Raw genomic sequence first — 15,612 nt, 5'->3', positions numbered from 1 at the left:
CTTATGCCCGTCGGCAACCCACTGCCCCATGGCGAGACCGCTCAAGGCGGCCCGCTCAAACGCGAACTTGGTGAACGCCATATTCGCCTCATGGCCCTAGGCGCCTGTATCGGTGTCGGGCTGTTCCTCGGTTCGGCCAAGGCTATCGAGATGGCCGGTCCCGCCATCATGCTTTCCTACATCATTGGCGGCCTGGCGATCCTGGTGATCATGCGCGCACTCGGCGAAATGGCCGTGCACAACCCGGTGGCCGGCTCGTTCAGCCGTTATGCCCAAGACTACCTTGGCCCGTTGGCGGGCTTTCTCACCGGCTGGAACTACTGGTTCCTGTGGCTGGTGACCTGTGTGGCCGAGATCACCGCTGTGGCGGTGTACATGGGCGTGTGGTTCCCCGATACACCGCGCTGGATCTGGGCCCTGGCGGCACTGATCAGCATGGGCACGATCAACCTCATCGCGGTAAAGGCCTTTGGTGAGTTCGAATTCTGGTTCGCGCTGATCAAGATCGTCACCATCATTGCGATGGTCATCGGCGGTGTCGGCATCATCGCGTTCGGCTTTGGCAACGACGGCGTGGCGCTGGGCATTTCCAACCTGTGGAGCCATGGCGGCTTCATGCCCAATGGCGTACAGGGCGTGCTGATGTCCCTGCAAATGGTGATGTTCGCCTACCTCGGTGTGGAGATGATCGGCCTCACCGCCGGTGAAGCGCGCAACCCGCAGAAGACTATTCCGAGCGCGATTGGCTCGGTGTTCTGGCGCATCCTGTTGTTCTACGTGGGTGCGCTGTTCGTGATCCTGTCGATCTACCCGTGGAATGAAATCGGCACCCAGGGCAGCCCGTTCGTCATGACCTTCGAGCGCCTGGGCATCAAGACCGCCGCAGGCATCATCAACTTCGTGGTGATCACCGCCGCGCTGTCGTCGTGCAACGGTGGCATCTTCAGTACCGGGCGCATGCTGTACAGCCTGGCGCAGAACGGCCAGGCTCCGGCCACCTTCGCCAAGACCTCCAGCAACGGTGTGCCACGCAAGGCGCTGCTGTTGTCGATCTTCGCGCTGCTGCTGGGCGTGTTGCTCAACTACCTGGTGCCGGACCAGGTGTTCGTCTGGGTGACGTCCATTGCCACCTTCGGTGCGATCTGGACCTGGCTGATGATCCTGCTGGCCCAGCTCAAATTCCGCAAAGGCTTGAGCCCGGCCGAGCAGGCAGGGCTCAAGTACCGTATGTGGCTGTACCCGGTCAGTTCCTACCTGGCCCTGGCCTTCCTGGTGCTGGTCGTCGGCCTGATGGCGTACTTCCCGGACACCCGTGTGGCGCTGTATGTGGGTCCGGCGTTCCTGGTGTTGCTGACCGTGTTGTTCTACGTGTTCAAGCTGCAGCCGAACGGCGCGACCTCGGCACAGGTGCGTTCAGCCTGATACGCGGGAAGGCTCGCTGCGCACAGCGGGCCTTCCTCCTGCGCTCGACTTGAGCGACTGGTCCAGGCGCTTGTTGAACTCCAGCCACAGCGCAAGCATCACCATCAAGGCGGCGCCGATCATGGCCGTCAGCAGTTGCATCGCCACGGCATCCCCGGCCAGGGCGTTGACCATATCGGCCAGCGGCGCGAGCACGACGCCCAGGCAAAACACTTCCAACGAATAACGGCCCATACGGCAAACGTGTTGCGCCAACGCGTTTTCGGTCCAGCCTCGGCCCGGTAACAGCTTGGCGGTGACATAGGCCAGGGCGAGGAAGTGCAGCAGGCGCAAGGGGGACAAGTCGGTCTTGCTGATGGGGTAGATCAGGTCGCTGATCACCGAGGGCATCAGCGCATCGTGGATCTCAGGCCAGCGCCACGACAGGGTCAGTACTCCGGCCATCACGGCATAAATCGCCGCCGCGACAAACAGCGGCTGGTGACGCAGAGGCCGTGTTTCGACAGGGCGTTCTTGCCCGCTGTACAGCGCAGCAGCGCCTCCCAGCACAAACAGGAATTGCCATGTCACCGGGTTGAAGTACCACACGCCGTCGGCAATTGCCCGCAGGTTCCAGCCCATCCACGGCGCGAGAAAATACACCGTGGCCGAGAGGGTGACCACCAGCGCGGTCTTGCGCAGCATCAGCGGCAGTACCAGCGGCAAGCCAGCGAGCAGCACGATGTACAGCGGCAGCGGGTCCATCAGGTTGGGTTTGAAGCGCAACAGCAATTCATCGGTCAGCGCTTGCTGTGGGTGGGTGACGAAATGCGTCAGGCCCATCTCTTCGACGAGGTCGCGGGTTTCCACGTGGCTGTTGGCGAAGAACACAATGCCCATCAGCATTGCCAACAGGAAGATATGCACCACGTACAGCACCCAGGTGCGGCGCAGGATTTTCAGCGAGGCAATCCAATAGCCATCACGTTGCAGAATCTTGCCGTAAGCCAGGACGGCGGCGTAACCGGCGAGGAACACGAACACCTCCGCCGCATCGCTGAAACCAAAGTTTCGCAGGGTGATCTGGCCGAGGGGGTTGTGGGGGACGTGATCCCAGAAAATGAAGATCAACGCCAGGCCCCGAAAAAAATCGATGCGCGGGTCGCGTCCGTTCAGCATGGCAGCGGGCTCTTGAACAAAAGGTTTAATAAAGACAGGCGAATGCGCGTGTTGTCGTACGCCGCACGTCGGGCGGGCGCAGGTTGGCGGTATTTGTAAGCAATTGCAAAGGCGGGATATTACTGAATGTAAAGCCTGCCCGGTTCCGGGCAGGCCTCAGGGGGCGTCAGGCGGCTGCGACCTCATTGGGCTCAAAACTGTCCGCGCGTGCCATCTGCCACATGCGCGAATAGAACTCGCCGTTCACTTCGCCAGTGAGCAGTTCACCGGGCTTGAGGAACACATGCAGCTGCGAGAACAACTTGATCTCGGTCGCCGACATGCGTCGCACCAGGTGCTTGGCCGACAGTTGCGAAGGGTGATCAAGACCGGCAGCGGCGAGCATCTCCGCCAGCGCCTTGAGCGTGCTGCGGTGGAAGTTGAACACGCGCTGGGCCTTGTCGGGCACCACCAGTGCGCGTTGGCGCAGCGGGTCCTGGGTGGCGACGCCGGTCGGGCATTTGTTGGTGTGGCACGACTGGGACTGGATGCAGCCAATGGCAAACATGAAGCCGCGTGCCGAGTTGGCCCAGTCGGCGCCGATGGCCAGGACGCTGGCGATGTCGAACGCGCTGACAATCTTGCCGCTGGCGCCGAGCTTGATCTTGTCGCGCAGGTTCAGGCCCACCAGGGTGTTGTGCACGAACAGCAGGCCTTCACGCAGCGGTACACCGATATGGTCGGTGAACTCCACCGGTGCGGCGCCGGTGCCGCCTTCCTTGCCGTCGACCACGATGAAGTCCGGGAGGATGCCGGTCTCGAGCATGGCCTTGGCGATGCCCATGAATTCCCACGGATGGCCCAGGCAGAATTTGAAACCCACCGGTTTGCCGCCGGACAGCTCGCGCAGCTGGGCGATGAAATGCATCATTTCAATCGGCGTGGAAAACGCGCTGTGGCGCGACGGCGAGATACAGTCTTCGCCCATCAGGATGCCGCGCGTCTCGGCGATTTCCTTGGTGACCTTGTGCTTGGGCAGGATGCCGCCATGGCCGGGCTTGGCGCCCTGGCTCATCTTGATTTCGATCATGCGCACCTGCGGGTCTTGGGCCTGCACGGCGAAGCGCTCCGGGTCGAAACGGCCGTCGCTGGTGCGGCAGCCGAAGTAGCCGCTGCCCAGCTCCCACGTCAGGTCGCCGCCGTTTTCGCGGTGGTAGGGGCTGATGCTGCCCTCGCCGGTGTCATGGGCAAAGTTGCCCAGCTTGGCGCCCTGGTTCAATGCGCGAATCGCATTGGCGCTCAACGAGCCGAAGCTCATCGCCGAGATGTTGAACACCGACGCCGAGTACGGCTGCTTGCACTGCGGGCCGCCGACCATCACGCGAAAGGCGCTGGGGTCGCTCAACGGTGCAGGGCGCATGGAATGGCCGATAAATTCAAAGCCCGACTGGTACACGTCGATCAGGGTGCCGAAGGGTTTGTCGGCGCTTTCATTCTTGGCGCGTGAATACACCAGCGAACGCTGGGCCCGGGAAAAGGGCAGGGCGTCGCTGTCGGATTCGAGCAGGTACTGGCGGATTTCCGGGCGGATGGCCTCCACCAGGTAACGGATATTGCCCAGGATCGGGTAGTTGCGGCGCACCGCGTGGGGGCTTTGCAGCAGGTCGAAGATACCAATCAGGCTGAGGATGCCGGTGACCACGGTGATGGGCCACAGCCATTCATGCTGGATAAAGGGGAGGCTGGCGAGGGTGAAAATGACGCACACGGCAAAGAAGGCGTAACGGCTTAACAAGGACAGGCTCATACGGTTTTCCTTGGGTTCACTCATCAGGACCCGTAGGCGCCCGGCTTGCCGGCGATGACGCCTTCAAGATCGCCATCGCCGGCAAGCCGGCTCCTACGGGGCTCAATCAGGCGGTTTGTGCCTGAAGGAAGATCGAGAACAGCTCAGACTGGGATTTGATCCCTAGCTTGCTGTACATGTGTTTCTTATGGACTTTCACGGTTTCAACAGAGATTTCCAGCTTACGAGCGATTTCCTTGCTGGAGCAACCGCTGAGCATCAAACGGCCGACATCCAGCTCGCGGGCGGTCAGTTGTGCGCCCCATTCATCGTTCTGCACGGGCGGTTGTGGCGCGCTGACCTGGTTGAGCTCATAGGGCAGGCGCTGGCGCAGCAGGCTCAGTACCCAGGGCTGGATCAACGACAGCAGGGCAATTTGTGCCGGGTCAAAACGTTGCTTCGATCCCAGGGACAGGCACAAGGTACGCCCATCCGGCAGGTGGCAATTGAACTGGATTTCGTCGGCCACCACATTCAGGCGAAAGTAGCGCTGGTAATACTCGGTGAGTTCGAAGTGCTCCGGCGCCACCTCGGCCAGGCGCAACAGGCCGGTGTGGGCGTGCTCGCGGCTGGCGATGTAGAAGGGGTCGAGCAGGTACAGCCCGTTGAGGTAATCCTGGAACAGATGGTCGGGCGTGCCGTCCGCGCCCGGGCATTCGGCGAACACCAGCGGCCGGTGTTCGCTGCTGAACAGCAGGGCCACCCAGCTGTCGGACGGCACATACTGGTCGAGCAAGCGCACCAGTTGGGTCCAGAAATTGGCCTGGTCCAGGGCGTCTATCATTTGCCCCACCGAACGGTGCCAGGCGATGTCTTCCAGCGACATGGTCATTGATCTACCCCTATCGGGTTACCCCCGCCGCGTAATTCCCTGGCCGGTTATCGCTGCGCATACTGCGGCACAGATAAAGAACAAGGAATACCCATGAAGGTCGAATTTGCCCAGTTGGCAGGTCGTGATAACGATACAGCTTACAACCTTGAGCGCGCCTTGGCGGCAATTGCAGCCTGCGCCGACGATACCCAACTGATCGTCTTCCCGGAAACCCACCTGACGGGCTTCCCCTCGGCTGAAACCGTCGCCGCTGTTGCCGAGCCGCTGGACGGTCCCACCGTGCAAGCCATTATCCAGGCTGCCGGTGCGCGCGATGTTGCCGTGGTGATCGGCATGATCGAGAACGACGGCGGCCAGTTCTATAACACCACCCTGCTGATCACCCCCGAAGGCATCGCCTTGCGTTATCGCAAGACCCATCTGTGGCCTTTGGAGCGCGGCGTGGTCAGTCCCGGTGATCGCTATGCCACCTGCCTGTGGAAGGGCGTACGCGTCGGCCTGTTGATCTGCTACGACATCGAATTTCCCGAATCCGCCCGCGCATTGGGGCAGTTGGGGGCTCAATTACTGCTCGTCACCAATGGCAACATGGACCCGTACGGCCCCACCCACCGCACCGCGATCATGGCCCGCGCCCAGGAAAACCAGGCGTTTGCGCTGATGGTCAACCGTGTGGAAGACGGCGATGGCGAATTGGTGTTCGCCGGCGGCAGTGCTCTGGTGGACCCGTTCGGCACCTTGCTGTTTGAAGCCGGACGTGAAGAAGGGCAATTCACCGTCGAGCTGGACCTCGACCAACTGGCAGCGGCGCGCAAGGACTACCGCTACCTGGACGACCAGCGCTTGAAATTGCCGGGCGAGGTGATCGAGCGCAGCGACGGGACGCGCGAACTGCTGATCCCCAAAGCCTGACACCACCCTCCTGTAGGAGCCCGGCTTGTCGAGTCGTCGCACCGCGGCGATGGCGGCATTAAGACCGCCATCGCCGGCAAGCCGGGCTCCTACAGGGGGCGCTGCACCCATAAGAATTAATGCACTCGCTTCACCGACTTCAGTTCTGCCATAAATCTAATAATTGCGCGGAGAATCGCTCATGGCTCGTTTGCAACGCACCCTGTCGTTAGGGTCGGTGGTGCTGTTTGGCATCGCCTATATGACGCCGATCATTGTGCTCGGTACGTTCGGTATCCTGGCGCAATCCACGGCGGGCATGGTCCCCGCCGCTTACCTGGCCGCCCTGGTGGCGATGTTCTTCACCGCCATGAGTTACGGGCGCATGGCCTCGGCCTTTCCGGTGGCCGGTTCCGCCTACAGCTACGTGCGCAAGGCCATCAGCCCCAAGCTGGGCTTTATCGCCGGTTGGGCGGTGTTGCTCGACTACCTGTTCCTGCCTATGGCCATCTGGCTGATCGGCGCGGCGTACCTGCATTCGGCGTTCCCGGCCGTGCCGCAGTGGGTGTGGGTACTGGCCTTCATCGGCATCACCACCGTGATCAATATCATCGGCCTGAAACTGGCCAACGGCATCAACGCGCTGCTGATGCTCGTGCAGTTCCTGGTGTTGATCGCGTTCGTCGCGCTGTGCATCCACTACATCGGTGGTGATGCGAGCAAGCCACTCTGGACCACCGCCCCGTTCTTCAACGGCCAGATGCAAATGCCCTTGATCATGAGCGGTGCGGCCATCGCCTGCTATTCGTTCCTGGGCTTTGACGCGGTCAGCACCCTGACCGAAGAAACCCGCGACCCGCGCCGCACCATTCCACGGGCGATCATGCTGATCACCTTGATTGGCGGGCTGATTTTTGTCGGTGTGTCGTATTTCGTGCAGGTGGCCCACCCGTCGTTTGAATTTGCCGATGTGGATTCGGCGGCGTACGAAATCGCGCGCAATATCGGTGGCGACCTGTTTGTGTCGATCTTCTTGATTGGCCTGATCGTCGGCCAGTTCGCCTCGGGGCTGTCGGCCCAGGCCAGCGGTTCGCGGCTGTTGTTTGCCATGGGGCGTGACGGCGTGTTGCCCAAGTCGTTCTTCGGCACCTTGCATGCGCGCTTCGGTACGCCGGTCAACAGCATCCTGTTGTGTGCGGTCGTGGCGTTGCTGGCACTGAAGCTGGACGTGACCACCTCCACCTCGTTCATCAACTTTGGTGCGTTCCTGGCGTTCAGCCTGGTGAACCTCTCGGTGATCTTTCACTACTGGATTGGCGCAAAACAGCGCGGCGTGCGTGAGCTGATCCTGTTCCTGGTATTCCCGGCGATTGGCCTGGCAGCGGATGTGTGGCTGATGGTCAGCCTGGATCACCTGGCGATTTACCTGGGCCTGGTGTGGTTGGCGATTGGCCTGGTTTACCTGGGTTTCCTGACTCGCGGTTTCTCGACACAGCCACCGGAAATGGACTTCCAGGAAGCGGCATAGAAGAGCCGGGCCTATTCTTATTGCAATCGGTTCTCGTTTGGGTGCATGATTTATGTTACTGTGTAACACATATTTTGCACCCAGACGCCCCGGAGGCCTTATGAAAGCTGGTATCCATCCTGACTACCGCACCGTGCTGTTCCACGACACCGCCGCCGACGTGTTCTTCCTGATCGGCTCTACCGCCGACAGCGACCGCACCCACACGCACAGCGACGGCAACACTTACCCGTATATCCCGCTGGACGTGTCCAGCGCCTCGCACCCGATCTACACCGGCCAACAGCGCAAGACCCAGGCCGAAGGCCGGATTGCCGGGTTCAACAAGCGTTTTGCTTCGTTCGGTTCAAGCCCGAAAAAAGCCGACGCGTGAAGGCACCCCGTTTCACCTCGAAGGCCGCTCCGGTTTCTGGAGCGGCTTTTTTTATGCGTTGATATCGTAAGGCCATCATCTTGTCGAAAACCGACTAAACTACTCAGTAAACGCCAAGGAGGCAGGTCCCGACCGTAAGGAGCGCACATCGACGATCCGAGGTGTTCCATGGGAGAGTCCGTAACCTTCAGCGATGCCGACCGCGCCGCCGTGCTGTTGATCGACGCCCATCCCGATGTGCTGCACAGCCTCACGCACCTGCTGCGGCTGGAACCCTTCGACCTTCACAGCGCCACCTGTGCCGCCGATGCCCTGGCCATTCTCGCCTGCCAACCCATCGACCTGGTGATGAGCGCCGCGCGTTTGCCGGACATGGACGGCGCTACGTTGCTGGCGCATATCCACCAGCACTATCCCCACACCGTGCGCATCCTGCTCACCGGCGAAACCGACCTGACCCTGATCGTCAAAGCCATCAACGAAGGTGAGATCTACCGCTACCTCAGCAAGCCCTGGAAGGACGAAGAACTGCTGCTGGCCCTGCGCCAGTCCCTGGCCCACCAGCATTCGGAGCGTGAGCGCCTGCGCCTGGAACAACTGATCCTGCAACAAAACGAGGCACTCAAGCAGCTCAATGCAACCTTGGAAAAGCGCGTGGCGTCGCGCACCAGCGAGCTGCAACAAACCGCCGACATGCTCGACCTGGCCTACGAAGAGCTCAAGCACAGCTACGCCACTGGCACCGAAGTGTTCTCGCTGTTGGCCAACCTGCGCCTGCCCCGCGCCAAGCAGACCAACCGCCAGATCATCGAACTGGTGCGCACCTGGTGCGTGGCCCATGGCGTGGACGAGGCCAGCAACCGCGACCTGACCATGGCCGCCGCGCTCTACAATATCGGCAAGTTGAGCTGGAGCGACAGCATGATGGCCTCGCCCTCGGACCTGCTGCACAGCAGCGACCGTGAGCGTTATCGCGCCTATGCCGCCCAGAGTGAGTCGCTGCTGATGACCCTGGAGCCGATGAAAGACGCCGCACGGCTGATCCGTCATCACCAGGAGCGCTGGGACGGCTCGGGCTTTCCCGACCACCTTAAGGGCGAGGCGATTCCGGCCGGTTCGCGCCTGTTGAAACTGGCGGTGGACTTCATCGAACTGCAAAAAGGCCTGATCCTGGAACGGCAGATGAACAGCGACGAAGCGCTGCTGTACATCCGCAAATACGCCGGGCGGCTGTATGACCCGCTGATGGTCGAGGACTTTGTGCTGGTGTGCGCCACCTACCTCAATGACGTGACCCTGGGCGACCCCAACGTCAAGGTGCTGGGCACTCGCGAGCTGGAGGAGGGGATGATCCTGGCGCGCAATCTCAACGCCGATAACGGCATGTTGCTGCTCAATGCCGGCAAAGTCTTGAACTTGCCCCTGGTGGACAAGCTGATCGCCTTCGAAACCATGGAAGGTGCGCGCTACAGCGTGTTCATCAAGGACACCGCCGTAACCACAGGCTGAACACACTCTGAAACTGTGGGAGCTGGCTTGCCTGCGATGGCGGCCCATCAGCAAACACTGTTTCAACTGACACACCGCCATCGCAGGCAAGCCAGCTCCCACATTGGATTGCGGTGCGGCTGTAGGTCATGTGATCCTTGCGCCTTTGTGTTCAAGGTAACCTTTCATGACGTCTACCATCCGCATCGCCGCCGCCCTCCTGATCGGCAGCGACGGCCAGACCCTGCTCGTGCGCAAGCGCGGCACCCAGGCCTTCATGCAGCCGGGCGGCAAGATCGATGCGGGCGAGCAACCCGCCGAAGCGCTGGCCCGTGAGCTGCACGAAGAGCTGAACCTGCGGATCAATCCTGAAGATGCGCTCTACCTCGGCCACTTCTCGGCCCCGGCCGCCAACGAACCCGGCTTCACCGTACACGCGGAATTGTTCCAGGTACGGATCGATGTACCGGTAACCCCGGCTGCAGAAATCGAAGAAGTGCGCTGGATCGACCCGGCCGGTGACGGCGGCCTGGCGTTGGCGCCGTTGACGCGCGATTTGATCCTGCCGTTCTACCGCGCCTCGCTGCCCGCATGATCATTCGCACCCTGGGGGCGGGCGACGCCGAGGCCTATCGGGCTTTGATGCTTGAAGCGTATGGCGCTTACCCCCAGGCCTTCACCTCCAGCGTGGCCGAGCGTGCGGCGATGCCGTTGAGCTGGTGGGAAAAGCGCGTGAGCAGCCCACTGGACTGTTTGCTCGGCGCGTTTGAAGGGGATGAACTGGCGGGCATTGTCGGCCTGGCCTTCGAGCCCCGGGAAAAAGCGCGGCACAAGGTGACGCTGTTCGGCATGTACGTGACCGAGGCCCATCAACGCAAAGGACTGGGTCGCCAGTTGGTGGAGGCGGCACTCGATGAGGCACGCCGTCACCCGCGCCTCAAGCTGATCCAACTGACCGTCACCGCCGGCAACGACGCCGCCTTTGCGCTGTACCAGCGTTGCGGATTCATCCAGTACGGCCTGGAGCCGCTGGCGGTGCGGGTGGGGGAGGATTATTTCGACAAGATCCATATGTGGCGCGAATTGAAAGGCCAGTGATTTCCCCTGTGGGAGCTGGCTTGCCTGCGATAGCGGTCTGTCTGATGCACCGCTATCGCAGGCAAGCCAGCTCCCACATTTGATCTCATCGTCTGTGAGGTTGCGCAGGTTTTAGCGTACGGCGCTAACCCCATCCAACGTTGAAAACGACGTGTCCTTGGCCGTCAGCAGGAAGTCGCGCATGTACGGCGCATCCAGCATGTCGGCACGGATCGCCGCATACAACGTCGCAAACAACCCTTTCTCGCCCAGGCGCTTGGCCTTCACGTAGCCACGCGAGCTGTATTCGTGCAGTGCCCAATGGGGCATGCCACACACACCACGGCCGCTGGCCACCAGTTGCATCATCATCACCGACAGCTCCGAGGTGCGCACCTGGGCGGGTTCCACATCGGCGGGTTCGAGGAAGCGCGTGAAGATGTCCAGGCGGTCGCGCTCCACCGGGTAGGTGATCAGGGTTTCGGTCAGCAGGTCTTCCGGCACGATGTACGGCTTGTGCGCCAGCGGGTGCTGGTTGGCCACCGCCAGCATGGCTTCGTAGGTGAACAACGGCACGTAGGTGATGCCCGGCAGCTCCAGCGGGTCGGAGGTCACCACCAGGTCCAGGTCGCCCCGGGCCAGGGCCGGCAACGGCGCGAAGGCAAAGCCCGAGGCCAAATCCAGCTCGACTTCCGGCCAGGCATCGCGGAATTGGTCGATGGTCGGCATCAGCCACTGGAAGCAGCTGTGGCATTCGATGGCCATGTGCAAGCGGCCGGCGGTGCCGCCGGCCAATCGCGCGATATCCCGCTCGGCGCCGCGCAGCAAGGGCAGGGTGGCATCGGCCAATTGCAGCAGGCGCAAACCGGCGCTGGTGAAACGCAGCGGCTTGGTCTTGCGCACGAACAGCGGCATGCCCAGGCGCTCTTCCAGTTCTTTGAACTGGTGGGACAGCGCCGACTGCGTCAGGTGAAGTCGCTCGGCGGCTTCCACCAGGCTGTCGGCTTCGCGCAGGGCGTGCAGGGTCTTGAGGTGACGGATCTCGAGCACGGGCTCTCCATGAATACAATTTGTAGAGAATCGGAATGGCGTGAGTTTGTCTCATGTTGGCGCGCCTGTCGACAAAAGGTGACCACTTGGCACTCTTCATCAAACTGTCATGGAACTGTGGCAGCGCGCTTGAACAAACTTCATCAGACTCGCGCTCTACTGGGGTTCTGCGTTTCGGTGTTTTTCATGCGCGTGTTGTTTTTACTGGCCGCTCTTTTGTTCGGCCTGCCGTCTTTTGCGGCTTCTCGATGTGACGTCAATGTCCCGACTCAAACGGTCGACCTGGAAAAGGTGAGCATCGCCTATCAGAGCATCGGCCGTGCGTCCGACCCGGCCTTGCTGCTGGTGATGGGCCTTGGCGGGCAATTGATCCATTGGCCGGATGAGGTGGTGGTCGCCCTGTGCCAGCAAGGTTTCCGGGTGATCCGCTACGACAACCGTGATGTCGGCCTGTCCACCTGGCGCCAGGCGCCGGCCAGCGCCAACCTCACTTTTGAAGTGCTGCGCTACAAGCTCGGCCTGCCGGTCGCAGCGCCCTACACGCTGAGCGACATGGCCGACGATGCGCTGGGCCTGATGGACGCGCTGCAGATCCAGCAATTCCACGTGCTGGGCGCGAGCATGGGCGGCATGATCGCCCAGCACCTGGCCGCCATGGCACCACAGCGGGTGGAAAGCCTGACCCTGGTCATGACCAGTTCCGGCGCCGAAGGCCTGCCCGCCCCGAACGCGGCGCTGGTGCAGTTGCTGTCGCGGCGCAGTGCGCCCAATCGCGAAGTGGCGCTCGAACAACAGGCCGACCTGTTGGCCGCCCTCGGCAGCCCTTATGTGAAAGACGATCGCCAGGCGTTGCTGCACCAGGCGGCGCTGTCCTATGACCGCGCCTTCAACCCCGACGGTGTGAAACGCCAGATCATGGCCATCCTTGCCGAGCCCAGCCGTGTACCGCTGCTCAACCAACTGCGGGTGCCGACCTTGGTGGTACATGGCACCGCCGATCCGTTGTTGCCGGTGATGCACGGCGTGCACCTGGCGGCGCATATCCAGGGCAGCCAGTTGAAGCTGATTCCCGGCATGGCCCATCGTTTCCAGGAGGCGTTCAAGGCGCCACTGCTGACGGCGGTGCTGCCGTATCTCAAAGCCCACCGTGAAGATGCCGCGCACTGGGCGCAGATTGACCTGGGTGAGCCTTCGAAGGTGCTGTGACATTGGTGTATCGTGCGAGGTTTCCGGCGCGTGAATGCCAGCGAGGTTGCCTACCATGAGTACTCCCCTGAAAATCGATTTCGTCAGCGACGTGTCCTGCCCCTGGTGCATCATCGGCCTGCGCGGCCTGACCGAGGCCCTGGACCAACTGGGCGCCGAAGTGCAGGCCGAGATCCATTTCCAGCCGTTCGAGCTGAACCCGAACATGCCTGCCGAAGGGCAGAACATCGTCGAACACATCACCGAGAAATACGGCTCTACCGCCGAGCAGTCCCAGGCCAACCGCGAGCGCATCCGCGACATGGGCGCCGCGTTGGGTTTTGCCTTTCGCACCGATGGCCAGAGCCGCATCTACAACACCTTCGACGCCCACCGCCTGCTGCATTGGGCTGGGCTTGAAGGTTTGCAGTACAACCTCAAGGAAGCGCTGTTCAAGGCGTACTTCAGTGATGGCCAGGACCCGTCCGACCACGCCACACTGGCGATCATTGCCGAAAGCGTCGGCCTGGACCTCAAGCGCGCCGCCGAGATTCTCGCCAGCGATGAATACGCCGCGGACGTACGTGAGCAGGAACAACTGTGGATTTCCCGTGGTGTGAGCTCGGTGCCGACCATCGTGTTCAACGACCAATACGCCGTCAGCGGTGGCCAGCCGGCCGAAGCGTTTGTCGGCGCCATCCGCCAGATCATCAACGAAGCCAAAGCCTGACCCCCCTGTAGGAGCCGGCTTGCCGGCGATAGCTGTCTATCAGCAGATAGAGAGGCTGGCTGACCCACCGCCATCGCCGGCAAGCCGGCTCCTACAATTGTTGCGCGTTGTTTTCAAAACAGGTGCTGGCCCGTCCCTTGCATTACCCCCTCAAAGCCCATCCGGCAGCCGGATGGGCGCTGTTATTAGGGGGCAACACTGCCTTGAATATTCTTGACCTCGACCACAGCCTTACCGGCCAGGCACCGATTGCCCGGCGGTTGGCCAGCGGCCAGGCCACGCGCCTCGACTTACTGGACCTGGGCCCGAAACTGCGCCTGTGGTCAACCGAAAAAACCTGGAAGTCATTCGCCGAGCGCCTGGCCAAACGGCCACGGCCGGTGGACGCACGCCCGGAAATTCTGTTTGTCGGCTCCGGCGATTACCACCACCTCACGCCGGCGTTCCTGGCGGACCTCAAGGAACCCATCAGCCTGATCCATTTCGACAACCACCCCGACTGGGTGCGCTTTGCGCCCAAGCGCCACTGTGGTTCCTGGGTCAACCGTGCGTTGAAAATGCCGGCCGTCAAACGCATCGTCACGCTTGGCCCGTGCAGCGACGACCTGCACAACCCGCAACTGCGTGGCGGCAACCTCGGCGCCCTCAAGCGCGGGCAATTGCAGCTGTTTCCGTGGCAGCATCCGCCGTCGAAAGTCTGGGGCCGGGTAGGCGATGGCGCCGGTCATCAACAGCAGGAGAACCACCTGCACTGGCGCAATCTGTCCGAGTTGGACTGGACCGCGTTTCTGGAGCAGATGATCAGCAGCCTGCCCACCGAGGCGATCTGGATCACCATCGACAAAGACGTGCTGGCCAGCGAAGACGCCGCCACCAACTGGGATCAGGGCGGCATGCGCCTGACCCATTTGCTGGAGGCCCTGCGGGCCTTGGCGGCGCGCAAGCGCATCATCGGCATCGACGTGTGCGGCGAGTTTGCCACCCCGGCATTCAGCAACGCGTTCAAGCGTTGGGAAGCCAAGTCCGACCAGCCGCCGCCCGAGCGCTGGAGCCCGGAGGATATTCAGCGTAACGCCGCGACCAATGAAGCCCTGATCGACCTGTTTGAGGAGTTGTTCCCGTGACCTTGCTCGTAGTGATGCTGGTGGCGTTTTCCATCGTGCTCGATGTGATCGGCCAGCTGTGTTTCAAAATCGGCCTGGACCGGCTGCCGGAGCTGGAAGGCGGGTTTCGCCTGAATGCGTTCTGGGGCCAAGTGTTCAATGCGCCGTTGCTGTGGGCCGGGATCGGCGCCTATGCCATTGAGTTTTTCGTGTGGCTTGAAGCCTTGTCCCGTGCGCCATTGAGCCTGTTGTTCCCGGCCGCAGCACTGGCCTACTGCGGCGTGGTGCTGGCGGGCAAGCTGGTGCTCAAGGAAACCGTCAGCCGGCGTCGCTGGCTGGGCACGCTGGTGATTACTTTTGGTGTGATGTTGGTGGCCATTGCGGGGAGTCAGGCATGAGTTCGCAGAATGTTGTGGCAGAGCGGCCCAGCGGCTGGCTGCACGGGCGCCTGGGTACCGTGGTGCTGTGGGCGTTGCTGATCGGTTTTGAAAGCGCCGGGCAGTTGTTTACCAAGGTGGCGGGTGACCAACTGGGGCAGATGGATTTCAACTGGCAGTGGCTGGCGGACGTGGCGCGCAACCCGGGGATCCTGGCGGCGATCGGCAGTTACATCGGCGCCTTCTTCGTGTGGATGCTGATCCTGCGGCGCAGCAGCCTGTCCCTGGCGTTTCCGCTGAGTTCGCTGGTGTTCGTGGTGGTGCTGCTGGGGTCATGGCTGGGGCTGGGGGAACACATCAGCCTGCTGCACTGGGTGGGCGTTGCGGTGATTATCGGCGGGATTGCGTTGCTGGCTGAAGGCGAAGAGAACTGAGAACCCTGGCGATGGCGTCCGTGCGGGCCTCATCGCCGGCAAGCCGGCTCCTACGACCACCCCTTGTAGGAGCTGGCTTGCCAGCGATGGGGCCCTTGAGGACGCCATCGCCGGCAAGCCGGGCTCCTACAAATTG

General features: G+C 62.0%; 16 protein-coding genes. 12 read left to right on the top strand and 4 right to left on the bottom strand.

All coding sequences use genetic code 11. The features are described 5' to 3' along the window. The first annotated feature begins 3 nt into the window (after window positions 1-3). Window positions 4-1,422 carry an amino acid permease gene (locus AC07SU_RS17685; protein WP_176994898.1) on the top strand — a complete coding sequence of 473 codons (1,419 nt, stop codon included), beginning with the start codon at window positions 4-6 and terminating at the stop codon, window positions 1,420-1,422. On the opposite strand, the gene AC07SU_RS17680 is transcribed toward AC07SU_RS17685, so the two are convergent. From AC07SU_RS17680 to AC07SU_RS17670, 3 genes are all read right to left on the bottom strand, one after another. Further along, window positions 1,414-2,580 carry an OpgC family protein gene (locus AC07SU_RS17680; protein WP_494997748.1) on the bottom strand — a complete coding sequence of 389 codons (1,167 nt, stop codon included), beginning with the start codon at window positions 2,578-2,580 and terminating at the stop codon, window positions 1,414-1,416. The genes AC07SU_RS17685 and AC07SU_RS17680 overlap by 9 nt on opposite strands. A gap of 166 nt (window positions 2,581-2,746) precedes the next feature. Continuing rightward, window positions 2,747-4,366: an FMN-binding glutamate synthase family protein gene (locus AC07SU_RS17675; RefSeq protein WP_494997747.1), complete on the bottom strand. Its 1,620-nt coding sequence runs from the start codon at window positions 4,364-4,366 to the stop codon at window positions 2,747-2,749. Between the two features lie 106 nt (window positions 4,367-4,472). After that, complete coding sequence (locus AC07SU_RS17670; RefSeq protein ID WP_494997746.1) at window positions 4,473-5,237, bottom strand: helix-turn-helix transcriptional regulator; 765 nt, start codon at window positions 5,235-5,237, stop codon at window positions 4,473-4,475. 93 nt (window positions 5,238-5,330) lie between these two features. On the opposite strand from AC07SU_RS17670, the gene AC07SU_RS17665 reads away from it, so the two are divergent. The 6 genes from AC07SU_RS17665 to AC07SU_RS17640 all read left to right on the top strand — a co-directional run bounded on the left by AC07SU_RS17665 (window position 5,331) and on the right by AC07SU_RS17640 (window position 10,618). Next, window positions 5,331-6,152, top strand: a complete 822-nt coding sequence (locus AC07SU_RS17665; RefSeq protein ID WP_176994893.1) for a carbon-nitrogen hydrolase family protein — start codon at window positions 5,331-5,333, stop codon at window positions 6,150-6,152. A 181-nt stretch (window positions 6,153-6,333) separates the two neighbouring features. Then, a complete protein-coding gene (locus AC07SU_RS17660) occupies window positions 6,334-7,659 on the top strand; it encodes an APC family permease (RefSeq protein WP_494997745.1) in 1,326 nt (441 codons plus the stop codon). 100 nt (window positions 7,660-7,759) lie between these two features. Further along, on the top strand, window positions 7,760-8,032 hold the full coding sequence (locus tag AC07SU_RS17655; RefSeq protein ID WP_176994891.1) for a type B 50S ribosomal protein L31: 273 nt from the start codon (window positions 7,760-7,762) through the stop codon (window positions 8,030-8,032). A gap of 168 nt (window positions 8,033-8,200) precedes the next feature. Then, window positions 8,201-9,541 carry a response regulator c-di-GMP phosphodiesterase, NosR family gene (gene nosR, locus AC07SU_RS17650; protein ID WP_494997744.1) on the top strand — a complete coding sequence of 447 codons (1,341 nt, stop codon included), beginning with the start codon at window positions 8,201-8,203 and terminating at the stop codon, window positions 9,539-9,541. A gap of 166 nt (window positions 9,542-9,707) precedes the next feature. Continuing rightward, window positions 9,708-10,115: an NUDIX hydrolase gene (locus AC07SU_RS17645; protein WP_494997743.1), complete on the top strand. Its 408-nt coding sequence runs from the start codon at window positions 9,708-9,710 to the stop codon at window positions 10,113-10,115. Further along, the gene (locus AC07SU_RS17640; protein ID WP_494997742.1) at window positions 10,112-10,618 is read left to right on the top strand and encodes a GNAT family N-acetyltransferase; all 507 of its coding nucleotides are present in this window, start codon (window positions 10,112-10,114) and stop codon (window positions 10,616-10,618) included. Before AC07SU_RS17645 ends, AC07SU_RS17640 begins: the two co-directional genes overlap by 4 nt. 111 nt (window positions 10,619-10,729) lie before the next feature. On the opposite strand, the gene metR is transcribed toward AC07SU_RS17640, so the two are convergent. Then, the gene (gene metR, locus AC07SU_RS17635; RefSeq protein WP_494997741.1) at window positions 10,730-11,647 is read right to left on the bottom strand and encodes a transcriptional regulator MetR; all 918 of its coding nucleotides are present in this window, start codon (window positions 11,645-11,647) and stop codon (window positions 10,730-10,732) included. Between the two features lie 186 nt (window positions 11,648-11,833). Between metR and AC07SU_RS17630 the strand changes: the two genes are divergently transcribed. From AC07SU_RS17630 to AC07SU_RS17610, 5 genes are all read left to right on the top strand, one after another. After that, window positions 11,834-12,853, top strand: coding sequence for an alpha/beta fold hydrolase (locus tag AC07SU_RS17630; protein WP_494997740.1), 1,020 nt, complete (start codon window positions 11,834-11,836; stop codon window positions 12,851-12,853). Between the two features lie 55 nt (window positions 12,854-12,908). Beyond that, window positions 12,909-13,562 carry a DsbA family oxidoreductase gene (locus AC07SU_RS17625; RefSeq protein ID WP_494997739.1) on the top strand — a complete coding sequence of 218 codons (654 nt, stop codon included), beginning with the start codon at window positions 12,909-12,911 and terminating at the stop codon, window positions 13,560-13,562. Between the two features lie 203 nt (window positions 13,563-13,765). Next, the gene (locus AC07SU_RS17620; protein WP_494997738.1) at window positions 13,766-14,686 is read left to right on the top strand and encodes an arginase family protein; all 921 of its coding nucleotides are present in this window, start codon (window positions 13,766-13,768) and stop codon (window positions 14,684-14,686) included. Beyond that, window positions 14,683-15,063, top strand: a complete 381-nt coding sequence (locus AC07SU_RS17615) for a DMT family transporter (RefSeq protein ID WP_176994883.1) — start codon at window positions 14,683-14,685, stop codon at window positions 15,061-15,063. Before AC07SU_RS17620 ends, AC07SU_RS17615 begins: the two co-directional genes overlap by 4 nt. Beyond that, window positions 15,060-15,476 (top strand): DMT family transporter, encoded by a 417-nt coding sequence (locus AC07SU_RS17610; RefSeq protein ID WP_494997737.1) that lies wholly within the window; start codon window positions 15,060-15,062, stop codon window positions 15,474-15,476. The genes AC07SU_RS17615 and AC07SU_RS17610 overlap by 4 nt, the downstream gene beginning before the upstream one ends. Window positions 15,477-15,612: the final 136 nt, after the last annotated feature.

The sequence above is a fragment of the Pseudomonas sp. GW821-FHT05H12 genome (assembly GCF_059419385.1).
This window is presented reverse-complemented; position numbering and strand designations above follow the sequence as displayed.